General features: G+C 69.4%; 18 protein-coding genes and 1 tRNA gene. 15 read left to right on the top strand and 4 right to left on the bottom strand.

What is annotated here, in order from left to right; genetic code table 11:
• Position 1: 1 nt before the first annotated feature.
• On the top strand, positions 2 to 1057 hold the full coding sequence (locus tag SRB5_RS17470) for a UDP-N-acetylmuramate dehydrogenase (RefSeq protein WP_323378048.1): 1056 nt from the start codon (positions 2 to 4) through the stop codon (positions 1055 to 1057).
• Here SRB5_RS17470 and SRB5_RS17465 read toward each other — a convergent pair.
• The 3 genes from SRB5_RS17465 to SRB5_RS17455 form a co-directional block, all read right to left on the bottom strand.
• The gene (locus SRB5_RS17465) at positions 1047 to 2075 is read right to left on the bottom strand and encodes an adenosine deaminase (RefSeq protein WP_153453015.1); all 1029 of its coding nucleotides are present in this window, start codon (positions 2073 to 2075) and stop codon (positions 1047 to 1049) included. The two genes, SRB5_RS17470 and SRB5_RS17465, sit on opposite strands and share 11 nt — an antisense overlap.
• Positions 2076 to 2202: 127 nt before the next feature.
• Entirely contained in the window at positions 2203 to 3129 is a 927-nt protein-coding gene (locus tag SRB5_RS17460; protein ID WP_153453014.1) for a hypothetical protein, read from the bottom strand.
• A 57-nt stretch (positions 3130 to 3186) separates the two neighbouring features.
• Positions 3187 to 4329: a glycoside hydrolase family 26 protein gene (locus tag SRB5_RS17455; RefSeq protein ID WP_194292948.1), complete on the bottom strand. Its 1143-nt coding sequence runs from the start codon at positions 4327 to 4329 to the stop codon at positions 3187 to 3189.
• Between the two features lie 316 nt (positions 4330 to 4645).
• On the opposite strand from SRB5_RS17455, the gene SRB5_RS17450 reads away from it, so the two are divergent.
• The 4 genes from SRB5_RS17450 to SRB5_RS17435 are packed head-to-tail and all read left to right on the top strand — an operon-like array spanning position 4646 to position 9825.
• Complete coding sequence (locus SRB5_RS17450; RefSeq protein WP_228390124.1) at positions 4646 to 5953, top strand: glycosyltransferase family 2 protein; 1308 nt, start codon at positions 4646 to 4648, stop codon at positions 5951 to 5953.
• A complete protein-coding gene (locus SRB5_RS17445) occupies positions 5946 to 7118 on the top strand; it encodes a glycoside hydrolase family 26 protein (RefSeq protein WP_153453010.1) in 1173 nt (390 codons plus the stop codon). Before SRB5_RS17450 ends, SRB5_RS17445 begins: the two co-directional genes overlap by 8 nt.
• Entirely contained in the window at positions 7115 to 8680 is a 1566-nt protein-coding gene (locus SRB5_RS17440; protein WP_153453008.1) for a glycosyltransferase family 39 protein, read from the top strand. The genes SRB5_RS17445 and SRB5_RS17440 overlap by 4 nt, the downstream gene beginning before the upstream one ends.
• A gap of 2 nt (positions 8681 to 8682) precedes the next feature.
• A complete protein-coding gene (locus SRB5_RS17435) occupies positions 8683 to 9825 on the top strand; it encodes a glycoside hydrolase family 26 protein (protein WP_153453006.1) in 1143 nt (380 codons plus the stop codon).
• A 31-nt stretch (positions 9826 to 9856) separates the two neighbouring features.
• Here SRB5_RS17435 and SRB5_RS17430 read toward each other — a convergent pair whose 3' ends face one another.
• A complete protein-coding gene (locus SRB5_RS17430; protein ID WP_153453004.1) occupies positions 9857 to 11095 on the bottom strand; it encodes a pyridoxal phosphate-dependent aminotransferase in 1239 nt (412 codons plus the stop codon).
• Between the two features lie 193 nt (positions 11096 to 11288).
• On the opposite strand from SRB5_RS17430, the gene SRB5_RS17425 reads away from it, so the two are divergent.
• From SRB5_RS17425 to rpoB, 10 genes are all read left to right on the top strand, one after another.
• A tRNA-Trp gene (locus tag SRB5_RS17425) sits at positions 11289 to 11361 on the top strand.
• A 120-nt stretch (positions 11362 to 11481) separates the two neighbouring features.
• A complete protein-coding gene (gene secE / locus SRB5_RS17420) occupies positions 11482 to 11760 on the top strand; it encodes a preprotein translocase subunit SecE (RefSeq protein WP_323378083.1) in 279 nt (92 codons plus the stop codon).
• A gap of 40 nt (positions 11761 to 11800) precedes the next feature.
• Entirely contained in the window at positions 11801 to 12622 is an 822-nt protein-coding gene (gene nusG, locus SRB5_RS17415) for a transcription termination/antitermination protein NusG (protein ID WP_407703934.1), read from the top strand.
• A gap of 237 nt (positions 12623 to 12859) precedes the next feature.
• On the top strand, positions 12860 to 13294 hold the full coding sequence (gene rplK, locus SRB5_RS17410) for a 50S ribosomal protein L11 (RefSeq protein WP_153453000.1): 435 nt from the start codon (positions 12860 to 12862) through the stop codon (positions 13292 to 13294).
• Positions 13295 to 13370: 76 nt separating this feature from the next.
• Positions 13371 to 14087, top strand: coding sequence for a 50S ribosomal protein L1 (gene rplA / locus SRB5_RS17405; RefSeq protein WP_323378047.1), 717 nt, complete (start codon positions 13371 to 13373; stop codon positions 14085 to 14087).
• Positions 14088 to 14261: 174 nt separating this feature from the next.
• Positions 14262 to 15071, top strand: a complete 810-nt coding sequence (locus SRB5_RS17400) for a LolA-like protein (protein ID WP_153452998.1) — start codon at positions 14262 to 14264, stop codon at positions 15069 to 15071.
• A gap of 118 nt (positions 15072 to 15189) precedes the next feature.
• Positions 15190 to 16062: a DUF1396 domain-containing protein gene (locus SRB5_RS17395; protein WP_153452996.1), complete on the top strand. Its 873-nt coding sequence runs from the start codon at positions 15190 to 15192 to the stop codon at positions 16060 to 16062.
• 315 nt (positions 16063 to 16377) lie between these two features.
• Positions 16378 to 16908: a 50S ribosomal protein L10 gene (gene rplJ / locus SRB5_RS17390; RefSeq protein ID WP_153452994.1), complete on the top strand. Its 531-nt coding sequence runs from the start codon at positions 16378 to 16380 to the stop codon at positions 16906 to 16908.
• Between the two features lie 119 nt (positions 16909 to 17027).
• Positions 17028 to 17414 (top strand): 50S ribosomal protein L7/L12, encoded by a 387-nt coding sequence (gene rplL, locus SRB5_RS17385; protein WP_153452992.1) that lies wholly within the window; start codon positions 17028 to 17030, stop codon positions 17412 to 17414.
• Positions 17415 to 18042: 628 nt separating this feature from the next.
• Positions 18043 to 21531: a DNA-directed RNA polymerase subunit beta gene (rpoB, locus tag SRB5_RS17380; protein WP_153452990.1), complete on the top strand. Its 3489-nt coding sequence runs from the start codon at positions 18043 to 18045 to the stop codon at positions 21529 to 21531.
• The last annotated feature ends 51 nt before the right edge of the window (positions 21532 to 21582 follow it).

Genomic DNA, 21582 nt, shown 5'->3' with positions numbered 1-21582 from the left:
CGTGCAGGTAACCCACGACGCCCCCCTCGCCCCGCTGACCACCTTCCGCCTCGGCGGCCCCGCCGACCGCCTCGTCACGGCGACCACCGACGCCGAGGTCGTCACGGCGGTGCGGGAAGCCGACCGCGAGGGCACGCCCCTGCTGATCGTCGGCGGCGGGTCGAACCTGGTCATCGCCGACACCGGCTTCCGCGGCACCGCCCTGCGCATCGCCACCCGCGGCGTCACCCTCGACGGCACCGCCCTGGAGCTGGCCGCCGGCGAGGTCTGGTCGGACGCCGTGGCCCGGACCGTGGAGGCGGGGCTGGCGGGCGTGGAGTGCCTGGCCGGCATCCCGGGCAGCGCCGGGGCGACGCCCATCCAGAACGTGGGCGCGTACGGGCAGGAGGTCGCCGAGACGATCACGGAGGTCGTGGCGTACGACCGCCGCACCGGCGAGACGGTGACCCTGCCGAACGAGGCGTGCGGCTTCTCGTACCGCCACAGCCGCTTCAAGGCGGACCCGGAGCGGTACGTCGTGCTGCGCGTCCGCTTCCGGCTCGAGGACGCCGGCGGGATGTCGGCGCCGATCCGGTACGCGGAGACCGCCCGCGTCCTGGGCGTGCCGGCCGGGGAGCGGGTGCCGGTGGAGGCCGCCCGCGAGACCGTGCTGAAGCTCCGCGCGGGCAAGGGCATGGTGCTGGACCCGGAGGATCACGACACGTGGTCGGCGGGGTCCTTCTTCACCAACCCGATCCTGGACGAGGCCGCCTTCGCGGACTTCGTGAAGCGCGCCGCCGACCACCTCGGCCCCGACGCCGTCCCGCCCGCGTTCCCGGCGGGGGAGGGCCTGACGAAGACGTCCGCCGCCTGGCTGATCGACCGCGCGGGCTTCACCAAGGGCTACGGCACCGGCCCCGCCCGTATCTCCACCAAGCACACCCTGGCCCTCACCAACCGCGGCGCGGCGACCACCCAGGACCTCCTGACCCTGGCCCGCGAGGTCCAGGACGGCGTCCGCGAGGCCTTCGGCGTGACCCTGGTCAACGAGCCGGTGACCGTCGGCGTCAGGCTGTAAGCCAGCCGTCGATCCCCGCCAGCAGCCGCTCCCGTACGGCATCCGGCGCCACCGACGCCCGTACCGACTGCCGGGCCAGCTCCGCCAGCTCCTCGTCGGTGAACCCGTGGTGCTCCCGGGCGAACGCGTACTGCGCCGCCAGCCGCGACCCGAACAGCAGCGGGTCGTCCGCGCTCAGCGCCATCGGCACGCCCGCGTCCCACAGCACCCGCAGGGGTACGTCCGCGGGCTTCTCGTACACCCCCAGCGCCACGTTCGACGCCGGGCACACCTCGCAGGTCACGCCCTCCTGGGCGAGCCGCCGCAGCAGGGCCGGGGACTCGGCGGCGCGGATGCCGTGGCCGACGCGCTTGGCCCGCAGGTCGTCCAGGCAGTCCCGGACGGAGGCCGGGCCCGTCAGCTCGCCGCCGTGGGGGGCGGCGAAGAGGCCGCCCTCGCGCGCGATGTGGAAGGCGCGGTCGAAGTCGCGGGCGAGGCCGCGGCGCTCGTCGTTCGACAGCCCGAAGCCGACGACGCCCCGGTCGACGTACCGGACGGCGAGCCGGGCCAGGGTGCGGGCGTCGAGGGGGTGCTTCATGCGGTTCGCCGCGATGAGCACCCGGATGCCGACGCCGGTGTCGCGGGAGGCGGTCTCCACGGCGTCCAGGATGATCTCGATGGCCGGGATCAGCCCGCCCAGCCGGGGGGCGTACGAGGTGGGGTCGACCTGGATCTCCAGCCACCCGGAGCCGTCCCGCACCTCCTCCTCGGCGGCCTCGAGCACCAGCCGCCGGATGTCCTCGGGGGAACGCAGACAGGACCGGGCGATGTCGTACAGCCGCTGGAACCGGAACCAGCCCCGCTCGTCCGTCGCCCGCAGCCTCGGCGGCTCACCGCTGCTCAGGGCCTCCGGCAGATGAACGCCGTACTTGTCGGCGAGCTCCAGCAGGGTGCCGGTCCGCATGGAGCCGGTGAAATGCAGATGCAGATGGGCCTTGGGCAGCAGCCGGACGTCCCGGCGGGTGGTGTCGCTCTCCATCCCAGGATCTTGCCGTACGAAGCCGCCGCGGTGGTAGCCGGTCCCCGGATACCCCCGAACGGGGTCGTTTGAGACGGCGTGTGCTGACGCGGGCCGCGGAAACAGAGCGGCCCGCGTCGGCGCCGGATCACTCCATGGCCAGCAGCCGTGACAGCGCGTACGCGGCGACCGCGTTGCCCGCGGCCACCGAGTCGGGGTCCTTGTCCCCGGCCTTGCCCGAGGTGGGGCCGGCGATCGTCGTGTACACGTACAGCCCGTGGGCGGCCTTGGTGACGGCGCACGGGACCTTCTCGTCGGCGCAGTGGCCGGGCTTGCCGTTCTTGGCGAGGGGGCGGAGCTGGCCGGTGAAGTTCGTTGCCACGGCCGCGGCCTCGGCGGCGTTGTCGAAGACCGCGACGCCGACGGTGACCGCGTGGTCGCCGGAGGCGTAGGTCGCGGTGAGGACCTGGCGGCACTTGTTCTTGTTCAGCAGCGGGCCGAGCCCGTTGCGCGTGCCCTTCCAGCAGGGGTCCGAGTGCGAGACGGCCAGCCGGTCGTACGTCTTGCCGTTCGCCGGGAGGGTCTTGGCGGTGAAGAGGTCCTTGCCCAGCATGGTGGCGGCCGGGGCGGGCTTGCCGGACTTCGACGTGGTGGGCTCGGGGCCGGAGGTCGGATCCTCCTTCGGCTCCTGGGTCACCGGGTCGTCCTTCTTGGCCTCGTCGTCCTTGTCCGACCCGGGGAGGAAGAAGATCGCGCCCGCGGCGATCGCCAGGACGGCGACGGCCGTCAGCGAGATCAGCACCCACTTCCGGCGCTTCTGCGAGGCGTTGTACTCGTCGGCCATCGCCGACCAGTCGGGCTCGCCCTGCGCCGGCTGGTACGGCTGGGGCTCCCGGTACGCGGGGGGCGGCGGCTGCGGGACCGACGGGGGGATCGACGCGCCGCTCACGGGCGGGCCGTCGGACGGCGTGATGACGGTGGGGACCACCGTCCGCGGGGGTACGGGCGGGGTGCCCGCGCCGGTCGCCGGCGGGACCGGTATGCGGGGGTCCTGGGGTTGCTGTGGCGTACTCATGCCCTGGTGAGCCATTCCTTCCGGGGTGAGGGGGGTGGGTCGCCGCCGGACGGGCGCTCAGCGGGGCTTGACGTCCGTGACGGGCCAGGGGGTGAGATCGAGGGACGCGAGACCTTTCCGGAATGCCGACTTTGTCGCCGGATCGATGTCGAATCGGTAGTCATACTGCCCCCCTTCGTCTTTGCTGTGCTGGAACCATACAAAACCGATCACGTTCGGAGTGCGTTCGATCCAGCGGAACAGGTCGGCGGTCCAGCCGGGTTGCTGCGGGCCCGGTGAGGAGCCGGTCTCGGTGAGCAGGATCGGTTTCCGCGTAAAACTCCGCAGTTCGTCGGTTGTCGGCTGAAGCACTTCGGTCGCCGTTTTATGGCCGAAACCGTATCCGTCCAGACCGATCCAGTCGACGTACTCGTCCCCGGGGTAGAGGGAGCGCAGATCGACGCCGGGGGCGCCGCGCAGGATGTTCGGGCTCCAGGCCCAGATCACCTCGGTCGCCCCGGTGGTCCGGAAGAGGTCGTGGACGTGGCGGTACGCCTTGACGTAATCCCCGCGCGCGTTGCCGCTGTTGCGCTCGGACCACGGGTACCAGTCGCCGTTCATCTCGTGCGCGAAGCGCAGCACGACCGGGCGGCCGAACCGTTTCATCTGCTCGGCGACGCGGATGATGTACAGGTCGAAGTCCCCGGAGGCGATCTTCTTCAGCGCGTACCGGGGCTGGTCCTTCGCCCGGCCCGCCGCACCGCCCCAGGGCTCCCAGGTGAGCAGGGGCAACGCGCCCTGGTCGTAGGCGAGCTGGGCGTCGGCGGGGGAGAACGGCTTGTCCCAGCGCTGGTAGTACTCGATGATCCGCGGCCGTACCTTCGCCGCCCGGTACACCGCCTCCGTGGTGGCCCGGGCCGGGGCGTGGAAGGGCGCTACGCCGAAGTAGACGCCGTCGGGGTCGACGACGTCCTTCTTGTGCGGCGGCCCCACCGGGGGCAGTTCCTCCGAGGCGCCCGGCCCGCCGGCCTCGTCGGCGGGGTCGGCGGACGGCTCACCGCCGGAGCAGGCGAACAGGACCAGCACCAGCACGACGATCAGGGCACCGGCCACGGACAGCCCCGGCCCCGGGCGCCCGAGGAAACCCGCGCGCTCGAACACGCCGCCGCGCCCGATGTGGTCCGTACGCCACATCCGGCCCGCGCGCCAGAGCCGGTCCACACGTCGAAGGAAGGAAGTCATGTCCGCTCTCTGTCTCCGGCGAGATCTCCGGCGGGGTCTCCGAGCCGCCGCCCCCCGGGCGCCCCCTAGCGTACGGAACGCCGCCGGCGGCGCGCGGCCGGGGAGGTGATCCACGGCACAACTGCGCCTGCACGGAACCCAATTGTTCGTGAGCGTTTGGTTACAGCTACTTGCCGATCCTGGCGACTGCTGAAAGCGGTCTGATAGAACTCTTGATCAGGAAATGTGTTCACCGAGACGCGCCGATACGACAGGGCCGCACGGGGCCAGGCGCTAGGACGACATGCTTGCGTTCTTGCTGGAGCTGCGTGAGTTCGCGCTCCGAGGAGTGGTCTACCCCTTCGCCGTCTTCATGGGCCTGGTGTGGCTGCTGTGGCTGATCAAGGTCGTCCTCGCCCGCCGCTACAAGCCGTGGAAGGCGCCCTTCGAGGCCACCACATCGGTGATCATCCCGGTCGTGGACGAGCCGGAGGACCTCTTCCGCGAGGTGCTCGGCCGGATCATCGAACAGCGGCCGACCGAGATCATCGTGGTGATCAACGGCCGCCGCAACGAGGCCCTGGAGTGGATCTGCCGGGACATGGGCGTCCACTGGCTCTGGACGGAGATCCCGGGCAAGCGCAACGCCCTCAAGGTGGGCCTGGAGGTGTCCTCCGGTGAGATCGCCGTACTGGTCGACTCGGACACCATCTGGACCGGCAACACGCTGAGCGAGCTGATCAAGCCGTTCCGCGACCGCCGGATCGGCGGGGTGACCACCCGCCAGCGGATCCTGCAGCCGAGCCGGACCGTGCTGACCCGGTGGGCGGACTGGCTGGAGAGCGTGCGCTGCCAGTACTCCATGCCGGCGATGAGCGTGCTCGGGACCGTGGGCTGTCTGCCGGGACGCACCATCGCGTTCCGCAGCCACATCCTCTTCGACTGCATGGACGCCTTCCTGGGCGAGAAGTTCCTCGGCGTCTTCCTGGAGGTGAGCGACGACCGCACGCTCACCAACTACGCGCTGAAGGCCGGGTACCGGACCGTCTACCAGTCGACGTCCCTGGTCTACACGGACGCGCCGCTGCAGCTGAAGAAGCTGGCCAAGCAGCAGTACCGCTGGGCGCGCGGCTCGCAGTACAACACCCTGCGGATGATGCCGTGGATGCTGCGCAACGCCCGGATGCTCGCCGTGTTCTACGCGGCGGACGTGCTGGTGCCGTTCGTACTGCTGGGCACGTTTGCCTCCTGGGTGGCGGCCGCGTTCCAGACCAGCGGTCCCAGCGTGTACGGCGAACTGCCGCTGCCGGATGACCCGACCCGTTATCTGGTGCTGCTGCTCCTGCTGGCGGGGGTGATGTCGCTGTTCTCGCTGATGGTGCGGTTCGGCCGGCATTTCGCGTACCGGCCGCAGGATCTGCTGTTTCTGCCGACTTTCATGATCATCAATACGTTTCTGCTGCTCCCGGTACGGCTCCTGGGGTTCTTCCGCTGCGCGCACAACGCCAGCTGGGGCACCCGCAAGGACAGCTTCGCCGGCGAGAAGACCCGCAGCGCGCTGGTGCTCGTGCCGTATGTGTTGGGGGGGATGATGCTCGGGGGATCGGTGATGATGAGTGTCTAGGCGGGGTGCCCGGCGGCGCCGGCAGCTGCACTGGTGGAACCGGGGCAGCGGGATCCGGCTGCGGATCTGGATGGCCTTCAACATGGTCGTCCTGGCGGCCCTGTCGTACGGGGTGTACATGCTGGTCACGACCAACGCGGAGGACAACGGCCTCAGCGGTCTCGGCCGCCAGGAGGACGGGCCCGGGCTCGTCGACCGGCTCAAGGGCGAGGCCCGCTCCGACGTCCCCGTCAAGGAGCAGTACCTGGACCCGGAGGGCGTCTACTTCGGCGCCGCGACGGAGAACGCGCCGTACGACAAGAAGGAGCTGAACCAGCTCGCCGCCGACGCGGGCGGCATACGCCCCAGCATGACGTCGTTCTTCCTGGCCTGGCACCAGAAGTTCAACCCCTACTCCGTCACCGCCTCCTGGCAGCACGGCACGCTGCCGGTGCTCACCTGGGAGCCGTGGGGCGGAGGCCGGCAGAACCCGACGCCCGGCACCGTACTGAAGTCGAACATCATCCAGCCCCGCTACCGGCTGGCCAACATCATCGACGGCAAGTTCGACGCGTACATCACCAAGACCGCCCGCGACATCGCCGGCACGAAGCTTCCCGTGGCCCTGCGCTTCGGGCACGAGATGAACGGCATCTGGTACCCGTGGGCGGAGCGCGTCAACGGCAACCACCGGGGCGAGTACGTCAAGGCGTACCAGCACGTGTACGACCTCTTCCAGCAGGCCGGTGCCGACAACGTGATCTGGATCTGGGCGCCCAACATCGTCCGCCCCGAGCCGGAGGAACGGCTGGAACCCCTCTACCCGGGCGACGAGTACGTCGACTGGATCGGCATGACCGGCTACGGCGTCCGCGAGAAGTCCCCCGAGATCACCTTCGGCGCGACGATGAAGGAGATCCGCACCTTCAGCGACAAACCCCTGATGATCATGGAGACCGGCGCCCAGATCGACGACGACCAGCTCGCCTGGATGGACGCCTTCTTCCCCTGGCTGAAGAAGCACGACGAGATCATCGGGTTCATCTGGATGCAGAAGGACCGCGACACCGGCGCCCGCTCCAACTGGCGCTTCACCTCCAGCCACGAGGTCCAGCAGGCGTTCCAGGCCGGCCTCGCCACCCTGGAGCTGGCCACCGGCCCCGCGAAGACCGGGGGCGGGGCATGAGCCGCCGGGACGGGTATCTGCTCGATCCGTCGGACACCATCCCGATCAAGGTCATCCCGCAGCCGCGGGCGCCCGAGCGGGCGGCCCCCTCCGGCGGGGACGGTCCTCAGGAGCCACCCCGGCGCTCCGGCGCGGTGGCCGCCGCCGTGTTCGTGCCCGCGCTGGTGGCCCTCGGGCTCGGCATGTTCCGGCTGGCGGACGCGCCGGTACGGCAGGAGGAATCGGCCGCCTGGTGGGCGGCGCGGCTGACGTGGGGCGAGCTGGGGCGGCTGCTGAACACCACGGACGTGGGATTCGCCCCGTACTACGCCCTGCTCAAGCTCTGGGTGCTGGTCCTCGGCGACTCCCCGGCGGCGCTGCGGCTGCCGTCGGTGCTGGCCGTGGCGGTGACCGCCGGGCTGCTGGTCCTCCTCGGCCGGCGGCTGGCCGACACGCCGACCGGGCTGGTCGCCGGGCTGCTGTACGCGGTGCTGCCGGCCACCACCCGCACGGCCCAGGACGCCCAGCCGTGGGGGCTGGCGGCGCTGGTCACGGTGGCGACGGCGCTGCTGCTGTACCGGGCGCTGGACCACGAGGGCTCCGACCGCTGGGGCGGCTACACGCTCGGGGTGCTGGTCACGGGGCTGGTCCAGCTGGTCGCCAGCGCCGTGGTGGCCGCGCATCTGCTGATCGTACGGGCCACCGACCGGCAGCGGGCGGGGGCGTGGGGCGCGGTGACGATGGTGCCGTTCTTCGTGCTGGCGGGGGTCGCGATGCTGGCCGCCGGGCAGCCGGCGCACCGGGCCACCGGGCGCCCCTCCCCGGGCGAGCTCCGTGAGCTGCCCGCCGTCGTGTTCGGCTCCGACCAGGTCGCGGTCGCGCTGGGCGTCCTGGCGCTGCTCGGGCTGGTCCTGGGGCGGCTGCCGGGGGTGGGCCTCGCGGTGTGGGCGCTGCTGCCGCCCGCGCTGACGTACGCGCTGACCCCTCGGATCGACCTGTTCGAACCGGCGTCCTTCGTCTTCCTCCTGCCCGCGACGGCCCTCCTCGCCGCCCTCGGCGTATGCCGCCTCGGCCGGCTCCTCCCGGGCCGCGGAGACGGGCGTACGCGCCGCCAGTACACCGTGGGCCTGGTCGCCGCGGTGGCGGTCGGCGCGGTCGGCCTGCGGCTCTTCCCCGGGCTGTACGCGGTCCCGCAGGACGGGCGGCCTGATCTGCGGGCGGCCGTGGCGTACGTCGAGAAGCTGCGTGAGCCCGGCGACGGCTTCGTGTACGGCGGCGACCAGGCCGCCGTGATGCCGGCCGCCGCGTACCAGCTGCGCCGCCACAGCCCCTGGAACGCCTTCGTCGCCGTCAGCCCCCAGCGCGACGGCACCTACACCGGCGAGGCCTGCACGGCGCCCGTGGTGTGCGCCAAGGGCGCCGAGCGGATCTGGCTGCTGTCCACGGCCCCGGCCGCCGACCCGTACGCCGGGATGGCGGACGTGCAGTGGAAGTACCTGCGCTCCGCCTTCGTCCCCCAGCGGTCCCGGGAGTTCCCCGGCGGGCTGCGCGTCACCCTCTACAGCACGAAGGCAGGTCGGTGACGGTGGCGGCACGCGCACGGGACACGGGGGGCCGCGGCCGCCGCAAGGCCCGCAAGAAGAAGGGCGCCGGTCCCCGCACCGGGCTGGTCGTCGCCCTCGGGCTGCTCGCCGCGCTGGTCGTCGGCGCCGGCTCGTACGCGCTGGGCGAACACAACCCGGCGCCCGTCCCCGCGGCGGCCCGCGACGGGCGCGACATCGCCCTGCCGGCCGTACGGGAGGACGGCACGCCGATTCCCGGCAAGGACCGCTTCCTGAACCCCGGGGGCGGCGCGAAGTACTTCGGCATCGCCGCCCCGCACGTGCCCTGGCGCCCCTCCGTCCTGCGGAAGGTCACCAAGGACGCGGGCGGCGTGGCCCCCAACATGGCGGAGTACTTCGTCAAGTGGACGCAGGAATTCGACCCCTCGGCCGTCCAGGCCGCCCACGACCAGCGGGCGCTGCCGGTGCTGTCCTGGGAGCCGTGGGCCGGCAAGGACCACGGCACCGAACAGCCGGAGTACCGGCTGCGCACGATCGTCGACGGCGACCACGACCCGTACATCGAGAAGTTCGCCGCCGCCGTGGCGAAGGACCGCTGGCCGGTCGCGATCCGGATGGCGCACGAGATGAACGGTCGCTGGTACCCCTGGGCCCAGGCGTGGAACGGCAACCGGCCCGGGGAGTACACCGCCGCCTGGCGGCACATCCGCAAGATCTTCGACCGGGCAGGCGCCGACAACGTGATCTGGATCTGGTCGCCGAACATCCTGCGCGGCGCGGCGGACGTGCCCCTGGAGTCGCTCTACCCGGGCGACGAGTACGTCGACTGGATCGGCCTGTCCGCGTACGGCTCGACGGAGACCGACGCCGCCGACGTCATGGAGCCGACACTCGACACGATCCGCGAGTTCACCGCCAAGCCGCTGCTCATCACCGAGACGGGGGCACGGCCGGGGCAGGTGAAGGTGTCGTTCACCGACACCTTCTTCCCCTGGCTGGCGGGCCGGGACGACGTCGTGGGCTTCATCTGGTTCCAGTACACGCGCGAGGAGGGCGGCGGCACCGACTGGACGTTCACCTCGGGCCCGCAGGCCCAGGCCGCGTTCAAGAAGGGCGTGAAGACACTGCCGCTGGTGGAGATGCCCGAGCCGCCGAAGGAGGAGTGAGCACCCGGCCCACCCCTCCCCCCGGACGGCCTCAGTCCTGCGCCTCCGCCAGCAGCTTCTGGATCCGCGACACGCCCTCGACCAGGTCCTCGTCGCCCAGCGCGTACGACAGCCGCAGATAGCCCGGCGTGCCGAACGCCTCGCCCGGGACCACGGCGACCTCGACCTCGTCGAGGATCAGCGACGCCAGCTCCACGGAGCTCTGCGGGCGCTTGCCGCGGATCTCCTTGCCCAGCACACCCTTCACCGAGGGGTACGCGTAGAAGGCGCCCTCCGGCTCGGGGCAGACGAAGCCGTCGATCTCGTTCAGCATCCGCACGATCGTCTTGCGGCGGCGGTCGAACGCCTCCCGCATCTCGGCCACGGCCGACAGATCGCCGGAGACGGCGGCCAGCGCGGCGACCTGCGCCACGTTGGAGACGTTCGACGTGGCGTGCGACTGCAGGTTCGTCGCGGCCTTCACCACGTCCTTCGGGCCGATGACCCACCCGACACGCCAGCCGGTCATCGCGTACGTCTTGGCGACACCGTTGACCACGATGCACTTCTCGCGCAGCGCGGGGACCACGACGGGCAGCGAGTGGAACGACGCGTCGCCGTACACCAGATGCTCGTAGATCTCGTCGGTGAGCACCCACAGCCCGTGCTCCGCCGCCCAGCGGCCGACGGCCTCGATCTGTTCGCGGGTGTAGACCGCGCCCGTCGGGTTGGACGGGGAGACGAAGAGCAGCACCTTCGTACGGTCCGTACGGGCCGCCTCCAGCTGCTCCACGGTCACCCGGTAGCCGGTGGTCTCGTCGGCCACCACGTCGACCGGGACGCCGCCCGCCAGGCGGATCGACTCGGGGTAGGTGGTCCAGTACGGGGTCGGGACGATGACCTCGTCGCCCGGGTCGAGGATCGCGGCGAAGGCCTCGTAGATGGCCTGCTTGCCGCCGTTGGTCACCAGCACGTTGGCCGGCTCCACCTCGTAGCCGCTGTCGCGCAGCGTCTTGGCGACGATCACGGCCTTCAGCTCGGGCAGTCCGCCCGCGGGCGTGTAGCGGTGGTACTTCGGGTTGCGGCAGGCCTCGACGGCGGCGTCGACGATGTACCCGGGCGTGGGGAAGTCGGGCTCGCCGGCGCCGAAGCCGATCACCGGGCGGCCGGCGGCCTTGAGCGCCTTCGCCTTGGCGTCGACGGCCAGCGTCGCCGACTCGGAGATCGCACCGACGCGGGCCGACACCCGGCGCTCGGTGGGGGACGTTACGGCAGCTGTTGCATCGGTCATGGGGCCATCGTTCCAGACACCGGGGGCCGCGGGCACATCCGTTCCGCCCCCCGGACGGACGCGGTCCGTGACCTTCCGTTCGACGTGCGGGCGCTGAGCACGTACACTCACTCCTCGTGCCCTCAGCAGCGGCATTCACAGCGTGCACTCTTCGGTATACGCGGTGGGATGCGGTAGGTTGAGGTCGTCACAAAGGGTCGTAGCTCAATTGGTAGAGCACTGGTCTCCAAAACCAGCGGTTGGGGGTTCAAGTCCCTCCGGCCCTGCAGCTCGCATCCGCCAGCCGGATCGCGGCGCGCCTAGCACCACGTACAACAGCGATGCACATCGCCGTGCGGCTCAACCGGGCGCGGCACGGCCACGACCCGGGATCAGGTGAGGACGCAGTGACGGACGCCATTGGCTCCACCGCAACGCCTGAGCGCCCTGACGGCGACACCAAGACCGCCAAGAAGGGCGGTAAGCGTGGCAAGAAGGGCCCACTGGCCCGCCTCGGGCTGTTCTACCGCCAGATCATCGCGGAGCTGCGCAAGGTCGTCTGGCCGACCCGGAACCAGCTGTCGACGTACACGACGGTCGTCATCATCTTCGTTGTCATCGTCATCGGTCTCGTGACCGTGATTGACTTGGGTTTCACCGAAGTCATCAAGTACGTCTTCGGCTGACCCTTTCGCGCAGCCTTGAGTACCAGGAAGAAGCAGCCACGTGTCTGACCCGAACCTGAACGACGCAGTCGATCCCCTGGAGGGTGAGGAGACTGCGGCGGTCGCCGACGTCGAGACCGACGACGCCGAGCAGGTCGAGACAAACGACGAGGTCGCCGCCGACGACGACACCGAGGCCGAGGAGCCCGCCGAGGCGGACGACGAGTCTGAGGACGCCGCAGAGGCCGCGGAGCCCGCCGAGCCGGTCGACCCCGTCGAGGCCCTCCGCCAGGAGCTGCGCTCCCTTCCCGGCGAGTGGTACGTGATCCACACCTACGCGGGCTACGAGAAGCGCGTGAAGGCGAATCTCGAGCAGCGCGCCGTCTCGCTCAACGTCGAGGACTTCATCTACCAGGCCGAGGTGCCCGAGGAAGAGATCGTCCAGATCAAGAACGGCGAGCGCAAGAACGTCAAGCAGAACAAGCTCCCCGGCTATGTGCTCGTCCGCATGGACCTGACGAACGAGTCCTGGGGCGTCGTCCGCAACACCCCGGGCGTCACGGGCTTCGTGGGCAACGCCTACGACCCGTACCCGCTGACCCTGGACGAGATCGTCAAGATGCTCGCCCCGGAGGCCGAGGAGAAGGCCGCCCGCGAGGCCGCCGAGGCCGAGGGCAAGCCGATGCCGTCGCGCAAGCTGGAGGTCCAGGTCCTGGACTTCGAGGTCGGCGACTCGGTCACGGTCACGGACGGCCCGTTCGCCACCCTGCAGGCCACGATCAACGAGATCAACCCGGACTCGAAGAAGGTCAAGGGCCTGGTCGAGATCTTCGGCCGCGAGACGCCGGTCGAGCTCAGCTTCGACCAGATCCAGAAGAACTAGCACCACCGCAGGACACCGGAGCCCCCGTCCCCCGGACGGGGGCTTCCTCGTGCCCTGTACGGGATCGCCGGGGGCCCTGACAGGCCCCGATTTCGTATCCGGACCCCGGTGCGGCTATCGTGGTGCGGTATGCCATCTGCCTGATACGGATCTCGCGGTGATCGCGAGGGTCCGTACCGCATGCCTCGCATGAACGCAGCCGGCAATCAACCTCTCGTTCAAGACCCGGAGAGAGCTATGCCTCCCAAGAAGAAGAAGGTCACGGGGCTCATCAAGCTCCAGATCCAGGCCGGCGCGGCCAACCCGGCTCCGCCGGTCGGCCCCGCGCTCGGTCAGCACGGCGTCAACATCATGGAGTTCTGCAAGGCCTACAACGCCGCGACCGAGTCGCAGCGTGGCATGGTCGTGCCGGTGGAGATCACGGTCTACGAGGACCGCTCCTTCACCTTCGTGACGAAGACCCCGCCGGCCGCGAAGCTGATCCTCAAGGCCGCGGGTGTGGAGAAGGGCTCCGGCGAGCCGCACAAGACCAAGGTCGCCAAGATCACGGCCGACCAGGTCCGCCAGATCGCCGAGACCAAGATGCCCGACCTCAACGCCAACGACATCGACGCCGCGTCGAAGATCATCGCCGGCACCGCCCGTTCCATGGGCATCACGGTCGAAGGCTGACACTCCCCACCCCCTCCGTGGCAGGACCAAGCGCTGGTCCGTGGACCACGACTCCGAGACACAGCAGGAGAACGCAGTGAAGCGCAGCAAGACTCTCCGCGCGGCCGACGCCAAGATCGACCGTGACAAGCAGTACGCCCCCCTCGAGGCCATCCGCCTCGCCAAGGAAACCTCCGCCACCAAGTTCGACGGCACCGTCGAGGTCGCCTTCCGCCTGGGCATCGACCCGCGCAAGGCCGACCAGATGGTCCGTGGCACCGTGAACCTTCCGCACGGCACCGGCAAGACCGCCCGGGTCCTGGTCTTCGCGACCGGTGACCGTGCTGCGGCCGCGGAGGCCGCGGGCGCCGACATCGTCGGCTCCGACGAACTGATCGACGAGGTCTCCAAGGGCCGGCTGGACTTCGACGCCGTCGTCGCCACCCCGGACCTGATGGGCAAGGTCGGCCGCCTCGGCCGCGTGCTGGGCCCCCGTGGCCTGATGCCGAACCCGAAGACCGGCACCGTGACCCCGGACGTGGCCAAGGCCGTGACCGAGATCAAGGGCGGCAAGATCGAGTTCCGCACCGACAAGCACTCCAACCTGCACTTCATCATCGGCAAGTCGTCGTTCGGCGAGGAGCAGCTGGTGGAGAACTACGCCGCGGCGCTGGACGAGATCCTCCGGCTGAAGCCGTCGGCCGCCAAGGGCCGCTACATCAAGAAGGCCACCATCACCACCACGATGGGCCCCGGCATCCCGGTCGACCCGAACCGCACGCGCAACCTCCTCTCGGAGGAGCCGCTCGTCTGAGCGCCGGTTCACGCCTGAAGGTCCGGACCCGTACCCCCTGTCACGGGGGTCCGGGTCCGGACCTTTTCGTATGCGTACGAGCACACCCGGACCCCGCCGTACCGGCGCGTCGGCTACTGTCCCGGGTAAACCAGAATCTCTTATTCCGCACTTATGCAAGAAGACGGGTCCCTCATGCGTATATCCCGCCCCATGGTTCTCGCCGCCTGTGCCGCGGCCCTGACCCTGCCGCTCACCGCGTGCGGCGGCGACTCGGAGCAGAACCCGGCCGACGCCCTCGCGGCGGCCGTCGCCGCGGTGTCCCAGAAGAGCTCCGCCGAGGTCGAGGTGGTCACCGAGGACCCGGAGGACGGCAAGACCCTCGGCGAGGGCAGGACCAGCTGGAAGGCCGGCTCCGAGGGCACGGACCTGGTGATGCGCAAGCCCGGCGACCCGGAGTGGGTCAAGACGGCCGGCGCCGACGGCGAGACCCGGCTGATGGTCGGCAAGGACGCGCTCTACATGGAGATGGACGCCTCCCAGCTGAACGGCAAGAAGTGGCTGAAGCTGGGCGGCGAGGAGAGCGCCCCCGACGAGCCCGGCAGCCTCCCCACGTACGGCCCCGAGGTCCTGATCGCCGCCCTGTCGACCGCCGGCGACCTGAAGAAGGCGGGCAGCGAGCAGATCGCCGGCCAGGACACCGACCACTACACGGGCACCGTGGACGTGGCGAAGCTGGCGAAGGCGAAGCTCGAGGGGATCTCCGCGAAGGACCGCGACGACTGGGTCGCGGAGCAGAAGGACGGCGGGATCAAGAAGGTCACCCTCGACGTCTGGATCGGCGACGACGACCTGGCGGTCCGTACGGTGAAGTCCGCCAGGACCGCCAAGGGCGCGATGAAGGAGACCACCGACATCACCGGCTACGGCGACGGCTTCGCCCTCGAGGTGCCCCCGGCCGCCGAGACCGCCACGCTCGAGGAGCTCATGCGGGCCGGCCAGTAACCGCCCGCCGGGCCGTTCGACGGGTCGGCCCCCGGGCCGGGGTGTCGGACGGCTCGGCTACGGTGTTGTTCGGCAAATGAGAAATTCCTGAGAACAGCACTCTGTGGGGGGACATCCCATGTCTGTCATCCGTACGAAGGCCGCTGCGGCCCTGCTGGCCGGCGCACTTCTGGCGGGAGGCGCCGTCGCCTGCAACGACGACTCGTCGTCGGGCGGCAAGAAGAAGACGGGAAGCAGCAGCAACAGCGAGAACGGCGGCGGCAACAACGGCGCCGTCGAGGTCTCGCCGGCCGTTGCCATCCAGAAGGCCGTGAAGAACAACAAGGACATCAAGTCCATGACGTTCACGATGAAGGGCAAGACCCCGGACGGCCCGTTCGAGGCGGACGCCGCGATCGACATGGAGAAGTCCCTCATGTCGATGAAGATGAAGGGCGGCATGGGCACCGAGGCCGGCACCTTCGAGATCCGGGTTGTCGACAAGGCCATGTTCATGAAGGCCGACGGCCAGCCGTCCGAGGACGGCAAGACCTGGCTCAAGGTCAACCTGACCACGCTGGGCGAGGGCGAGGACCCGTTCTCCGGCGCGGGCGCGGGGACGGACCCCACCGGCGAGGCCGAGAGCATGACCGCCTCCAAGGACCTGAAGAAGGTCGGCGAGGAGAAGATCGGCGGGGTGCAGACCACCCACTACACGGGCACGGTGACCCTGGACCAGATCCGCGAGACGTTCAAGGGCGAGGACCCCAAGACGCGCGCCAAGCACGAGAAGAGCCTCAAGGAGTACGAGGACCTCGGCGCGGACAAGCTGACGATGGACATGTGGATCGACGGCAAGTCCCAGACCAAGCAGGTCCGCACCCGCTCCGAGACGAAGAAGGGGCCGATCGACATGACCATCGTGTTCGGTGAGATCAACGTCCCCGTCACGGTCGAGACGCCGCCGGCCGCCGAGGTCATGGACCTGTCCAAGACCGCCACCCAGAGCTGACGCGCCGGCCGGTCCCGTCCGGGTGGATTTGCTCCGGACGGGACCGGTCGCGTACTCTGTCCCGGAAGCCAAAGACCGCAGGTCGTTGCCGTGCCCCCGTACTCGATGAGTGCGACGGACGCGGTGGCCGAAGGATCCGCTCACACAGCGGACGACCCGCGCAGGTGACTGTGGAGACACTCCCGATCCGTGCTCGTACGGATTCGGTCGAGCGACGCCCCGTGCACCCGCGCCGGGGCGTTTCGTATGTTCCAGCCTCCTCCTTCCGACGACGGCCACGCGGTCACGCAATCACCCGGAAGGAGGCCGAGGCTCATGGCGAAGCCCGACAAGGCCAACGCGGTTGCCGAGCTTACGGACAAGTTCCGCAGCTCCAACGCGGCCGTGCTGACCGAGTACCGCGGTCTCACCGTGGCACAGCTCAAGGAGCTGCGCCGTTCGCTCGGTGGGAACGCCCAGTACGCCGTGGTGAAGAACACGCTGACCAAGATTGCGGCCAACGAGGCCGGGATCACCTCGCTCGACGACTACTTCGCTGGTCCGACGGCGGTTGCCTTCGTCACCGGTGACCCGGTGATGTCGGCCAAGGGTCTGCGTGACTTCGCCAAGGACAACCCCAACCTCGTCATCAAGGGCGGTGTCCTTGACGGCAAGGCGCTGTCCGCCGACGAGATCAAGAAGCTTGCGGACCTCGAGTCCCGCGAGGTTCTGCTGTCCAAGCTGGCCGGTGCCTTCAAGGCGAAGCAGTCCATGGCTGCCTCCGTCTTCCAGGCCCTGCCCTCGAAGCTCGTCCGCACCGTGGACGCGCTCCGTGCCAAGCAGGACGAGCAGGGCGGTGCCGAGTAATTCGGCTCGCTTTCTGATCCCCGCGGCCTGAGGGCCGCGACGGATCGCAGCGGGCCCGACGTACGCCCGCCACACCCCGTACATACGGCACCTGCCGATCTAGTGGAAGGACCGCCATCATGGCGAAGCTCAGCCAGGAAGACCTGCTCGCCCAGTTCGAGGAAATGACCCTCATCGAGCTCTCCGAGTTCGTGAAGGCGTTCGAGGACAAGTTCGACGTCACCGCCGCCGCTGCCGCGCCGGTCATGGTTGCCGGTGCCACTGGTGGCGCCGCTGTCGAGGCCGAGGCCGAGCAGGACGAGTTCGACGTCATCCTCACCGGTGCCGGCGACAAGAAGATCCAGGTCATCAAGGTCGTGCGCGAGCTCACCTCGCTCGGCCTGAAGGAGGCCAAGGACCTCGTGGACGGCGCCCCGAAGCCCGTCCTCGAGAAGGTCGCCAAGGACGCCGCCGAGAAGGCTGCCGAGTCCCTCAAGGGCGCCGGCGCCTCCGTCGAGGTCAAGTGACCCGGCGAGTCTTCTGACTCACCTCGGAGCCATCCCGGCGCACGCCGGGAAACGGCTCCCACCAAGGGCGATCACCCAGTTGGGTGGTCGCCCTTCGGCGTTCCTGGCGCAGCGTCCTTGCCCGTGCCGGGGCGGTCTGTATGGTGATCTACGTCGGCCGGAGAGACCCGGCCGGAGGTGGGGGGCCTTGACGAACCGCACGCGGCGCGCAATTCTCAGGTCGTCACATCGGTCCGGATCCGAGGCATGGACCGGTGCTCGAGTGGGCATGACTGGCTCGAGCACATCAGAGCAGCAACGCGGCGCAGCACGCAGCGCAATACGGGCGGCGCGGCACGGACAGCAGGACCGCACGCAGCAACCGCAGTGCGACCCGGGAGACCGGGCCGGAATACGAGGGGAGAGGTTGGCACTGCCGATCTCTGGAACCTGGACTGGACATCAGTGTGCCGAGTGGCTACACTGACCCTTTGCGCTGCCTGTTAGCTGCTCCCTGCCCGTCACCAGGGGCATCTCCAAGCTCAAGCACAGCCGCCTTTGCCGCCCTGACCTGGGCGTTCGGTGCGGCTTGCGCGAGCATGGGACCGGTACGCGCGTAGTGAGTCCGAGCCCTCGGAAGGACCCCCTCTTGGCCGCCTCGCGCACCGCCTCGACCGGAAACCAGAACAACGGCGCCAGCACCGCCCCGCTGCGTATCTCATTCGCGAAGATCAAGGAGCCCCTCGAGGTTCCGAACCTTCTCGCACTCCAGACGGAGAGCTTCGACTGGCTCCTCGGCAACGATGCCTGGAAGGCTCGGGTCGAGGCGGCCCTGGACAGTGGACAGGACGTCCCCAGGAAGTCCGGTCTGGAGGAGATCTTCGAAGAGATCTCCCCGATCGAGGACTTCTCCGGGTCGATGTCGCTGACCTTCCGCGACCACCGTTTCGAGCCCCCGAAGAACTCCATCGACGAGTGCAAGGAGCGCGACTTCACGTTCGCCGCCCCGCTCTTCGTCACGGCGGAGTTCACGAACAACGAGACCGGTGAGATCAAGTCCCAGACGGTCTTCATGGGCGACTTCCCGCTCATGACCAACAAGGGCACCTTCGTGATCAACGGCACCGAGCGTGTCGTGGTCTCGCAGCTGGTGCGTTCGCCGGGCGTCTACTTCGACTCCAACATCGACAAGACCTCCGACAAGGACATCTTCACCGCCAAGATCATCCCGTCCCGGGGTGCCTGGCTGGAGATGGAGATCGACAAGCGCGACATGGTCGGTGTCCGCATCGACCGCAAGCGCAAGCAGTCCGTGACCGTCCTGCTCAAGGCGCTCGGCTGGTCGACCGAGCAGATCCTCGAGGAGTTCGGCGAGTACGAGTCGATGCGCGCCACCCTGGAGAAGGACCACACCCAGGGCCAGGACGACGCGCTGCTGGACATCTACCGCAAGCTGCGTCCGGGCGAGCCGCCGACCCGTGAGGCCGCGCAGACGCTGCTGGAGAACCTGTACTTCAACCCCAAGCGCTATGACCTCGCCAAGGTCGGCCGCTACAAGGTCAACAAGAAGCTGGGCGGCGAGCAGCCGCTGGACGCCGGTGTGCTGACCGTGGACGACGTGATCGCCACGATCAAGTACCTGGTGCGTCTGCACGCCGGCGAGACCGAGACCGCCGCGCCGAACGGCACGACGATCGTGGTCGAGACCGACGACATCGACCACTTCGGCAACCGCCGTCTGCGCAACGTCGGCGAGCTCATCCAGAACCAGGTCCGTACGGGTCTGGCCCGGATGGAGCGCGTCGTGCGCGAGCGCATGACCACGCAGGACGTCGAGGCGATCACGCCGCAGACCCTGATCAACATCCGGCCGGTCGTCGCCTCCATCAAGGAGTTCTTCGGCACCAGCCAGCTGTCCCAGTTCATGGACCAGACGAACCCGCTGTCGGGCCTGACCCACAAGCGCCGGCTGTCCGCGCTGGGCCCCGGTGGTCTGTCCCGTGAGCGGGCCGGCTTCGAGGTCCGTGACGTGCACCCCTCGCACTACGGCCGCATGTGCCCCATCGAGACGCCCGAAGGCCCGAACATCGGTCTGATCGGCTCGCTGGCCTCGTACGGCCGGGTCAACGCGTTCGGGTTCGTCGAGACCCCGTACCGCAAGGTCGACGAGCTGGGTGTCGTCTCCGACGAGGTCGACTACCTGACGGCCGACGAAGAGGACCGTTACGTCATCGCCCAGGCGAACGCCCCGCTGACCTCGGAGAACGAGTTCGCCGAGGCTCGCGTCCTGGTCCGCCGCCGTGGCGGCGAGGTCGACTACGTGCCCGGCACGGACGTGGACTACATGGACGTCTCCCCGCGCCAGATGGTGTCGGTCGCGACGGCCATGATCCCCTTCCTCGAGCACGACGACGCCAACCGCGCGCTCATGGGCTCGAACATGATGCGCCAGGCCGTGCCGCTGATCCGGGCCGAGGCCCCGCTGGTCGGTACGGGCATGGAGTACCGCTGCGCGGTCGACGCCGGCGACGTCATCAAGGCCGAGAAGGACGGCGTGGTCCAGGAGGTCTCCGCCGACTACGTCACCGTGGCCAACGACGACGGCACGTACACCACGTACCGGGTGGCCAAGTTCTCCCGCTCCAACCAGGGCACCTCCTTCAACCAGAAGGTCGTCGTGGACGAGGGCGCCCGGGTCGTCGTGAACCAGGTGCTCGCCGACGGTCCGTCCACCCAGGAGGGTGAGATGGCGCTCGGCAAGAACCTCCTGGTGGCGTTCATGCCGTGGGAGGGCCACAACTACGAGGACGCGATCATCCTGTCGCAGCGCCTCGTGCAGGACGACGTCCTGTCCTCGATCCACATCGAGGAGCACGAGGTCGACGCCCGGGACACCAAGCTCGGCCCGGAGGAGATCACCCGGGACATCCCGAACGTCTCCGAGGAGGTCCTCGCCGACCTCGACGAGCGCGGCATCATCCGGATCGGTGCCGAGGTCGTCGCCGGCGACATCCTGGTCGGCAAGGTCACGCCCAAGGGCGAGACCGAGCTGACCCCGGAGGAGCGCCTGCTGCGCGCGATCTTCGGTGAGAAGGCCCGTGAGGTCCGTGACACCTCGCTGAAGGTGCCGCACGGCGAGACCGGCAAGATCATCGGCGTCCGCGTCTTCGACCGCGAGGAGGGCGACGAGCTGCCCCCCGGTGTCAACCAGCTGGTGCGCGTGTACGTGGCGCAGAAGCGGAAGATCACCGACGGTGACAAGCTCGCCGGCCGCCACGGCAACAAGGGCGTCATCTCCAAGATCCTGCCGGTCGAGGACATGCCGTTCCTGGAGGACGGCACCCCGGTCGACATCATCCTCAACCCGCTGGGTGTCCCGTCCCGGATGAACCCGGGTCAGGTGCTGGAGATCCACCTCGGCTGGCTCGCCAGCCGCGGCTGGGACGTCTCCGGCCTCAGCGAGGAGTGGGCGCAGCGCCTGCAGGTCATCGCGGCCGACCAGGTCGCCCCGGGCACCAACGTCGCCACCCCCGTCTTCGACGGTGCGCGTGAGGACGAGCTCGCGGGCCTGCTCCAGCACACCATCCCGAACCGCGACGGCGACCGTCTGGTGCAGCCGACCGGTAAGGCGAGGCTGTTCGACGGCCGCTCCGGCGAGCCGTTCCCGGAGCCGATCTCCATCGGCTACATGTACATCCTCAAGCTGCACCACCTGGTGGACGACAAGCTGCACGCCCGGTCCACCGGCCCGTACTCGATGATCACCCAGCAGCCGCTGGGTGGTAAGGCCCAGTTCGGTGGCCAGCGCTTCGGTGAGATGGAGGTGTGGGCGCTGGAGGCTTACGGCGCCGCGTACGCCCTCCAGGAGCTGCTGACCATCAAGTCCGACGACGTGACCGGCCGCGTGAAGGTCTACGAGGCCATCGTCAAGGGCGAGAACATCCCGGAGCCCGGCATCCCGGAGTCCTTCAAGGTGCTCATCAAGGAGATGCAGTCCCTGTGCCTCAACGTGGAGGTGCTGTCCTCGGACGGTATGTCCATCGAGATGCGTGACACCGACGAGGACGTCTTCCGCGCGGCGGAGGAGCTCGGTATCGACCTGTCCCGGCGTGAGCCGAGCAGCGTCGAAGAGGTCTGACGGGTTGGCCGGCCGGACTTCGGAAAGTCCGGCCGGCTCTCCCCGGACCCG

The sequence above is a fragment of the Streptomyces smaragdinus genome (assembly GCF_009604385.1).
GTDB classification, from domain to species: Bacteria; Actinomycetota; Actinomycetes; order Streptomycetales; family Streptomycetaceae; genus Streptomyces; species Streptomyces smaragdinus.
The sequence above is the reverse complement of the archived record's forward strand: the minus strand, read 5'-3'. Positions and strand labels throughout refer to the sequence as shown.

Excerpts from the sequence above, each read along its gene's own strand:
- SRB5_RS17395 (WP_153452996.1), top strand. The coding sequence starts at position 15,190 with ATGTCTGTCATCCGTACGAAGGCCGCTGCGGCCCTGCTGGCCGGCGCA.
- rplK (WP_153453000.1), top strand. The coding sequence starts at position 12,860 with ATGCCTCCCAAGAAGAAGAAGGTCACGGGGCTCATCAAGCTCCAGATC.
- rplJ (WP_153452994.1), top strand. The coding sequence starts at position 16,378 with ATGGCGAAGCCCGACAAGGCCAACGCGGTTGCCGAGCTTACGGACAAG.
- SRB5_RS17430 (WP_153453004.1), bottom strand. The coding sequence starts at position 11,095 with ATGACCGATGCAACAGCTGCCGTAACGTCCCCCACCGAGCGCCGGGTG.
- SRB5_RS17460 (WP_153453014.1), bottom strand. The coding sequence starts at position 3,129 with ATGAGTACGCCACAGCAACCCCAGGACCCCCGCATACCGGTCCCGCCG.
- SRB5_RS17400 (WP_153452998.1), top strand. The coding sequence starts at position 14,262 with ATGCGTATATCCCGCCCCATGGTTCTCGCCGCCTGTGCCGCGGCCCTG.
- rplL (WP_153452992.1), top strand. The coding sequence starts at position 17,028 with ATGGCGAAGCTCAGCCAGGAAGACCTGCTCGCCCAGTTCGAGGAAATG.
- SRB5_RS17465 (WP_153453015.1), bottom strand. The coding sequence starts at position 2,075 with ATGGAGAGCGACACCACCCGCCGGGACGTCCGGCTGCTGCCCAAGGCC.
- SRB5_RS17440 (WP_153453008.1), top strand. The coding sequence starts at position 7,115 with ATGAGCCGCCGGGACGGGTATCTGCTCGATCCGTCGGACACCATCCCG.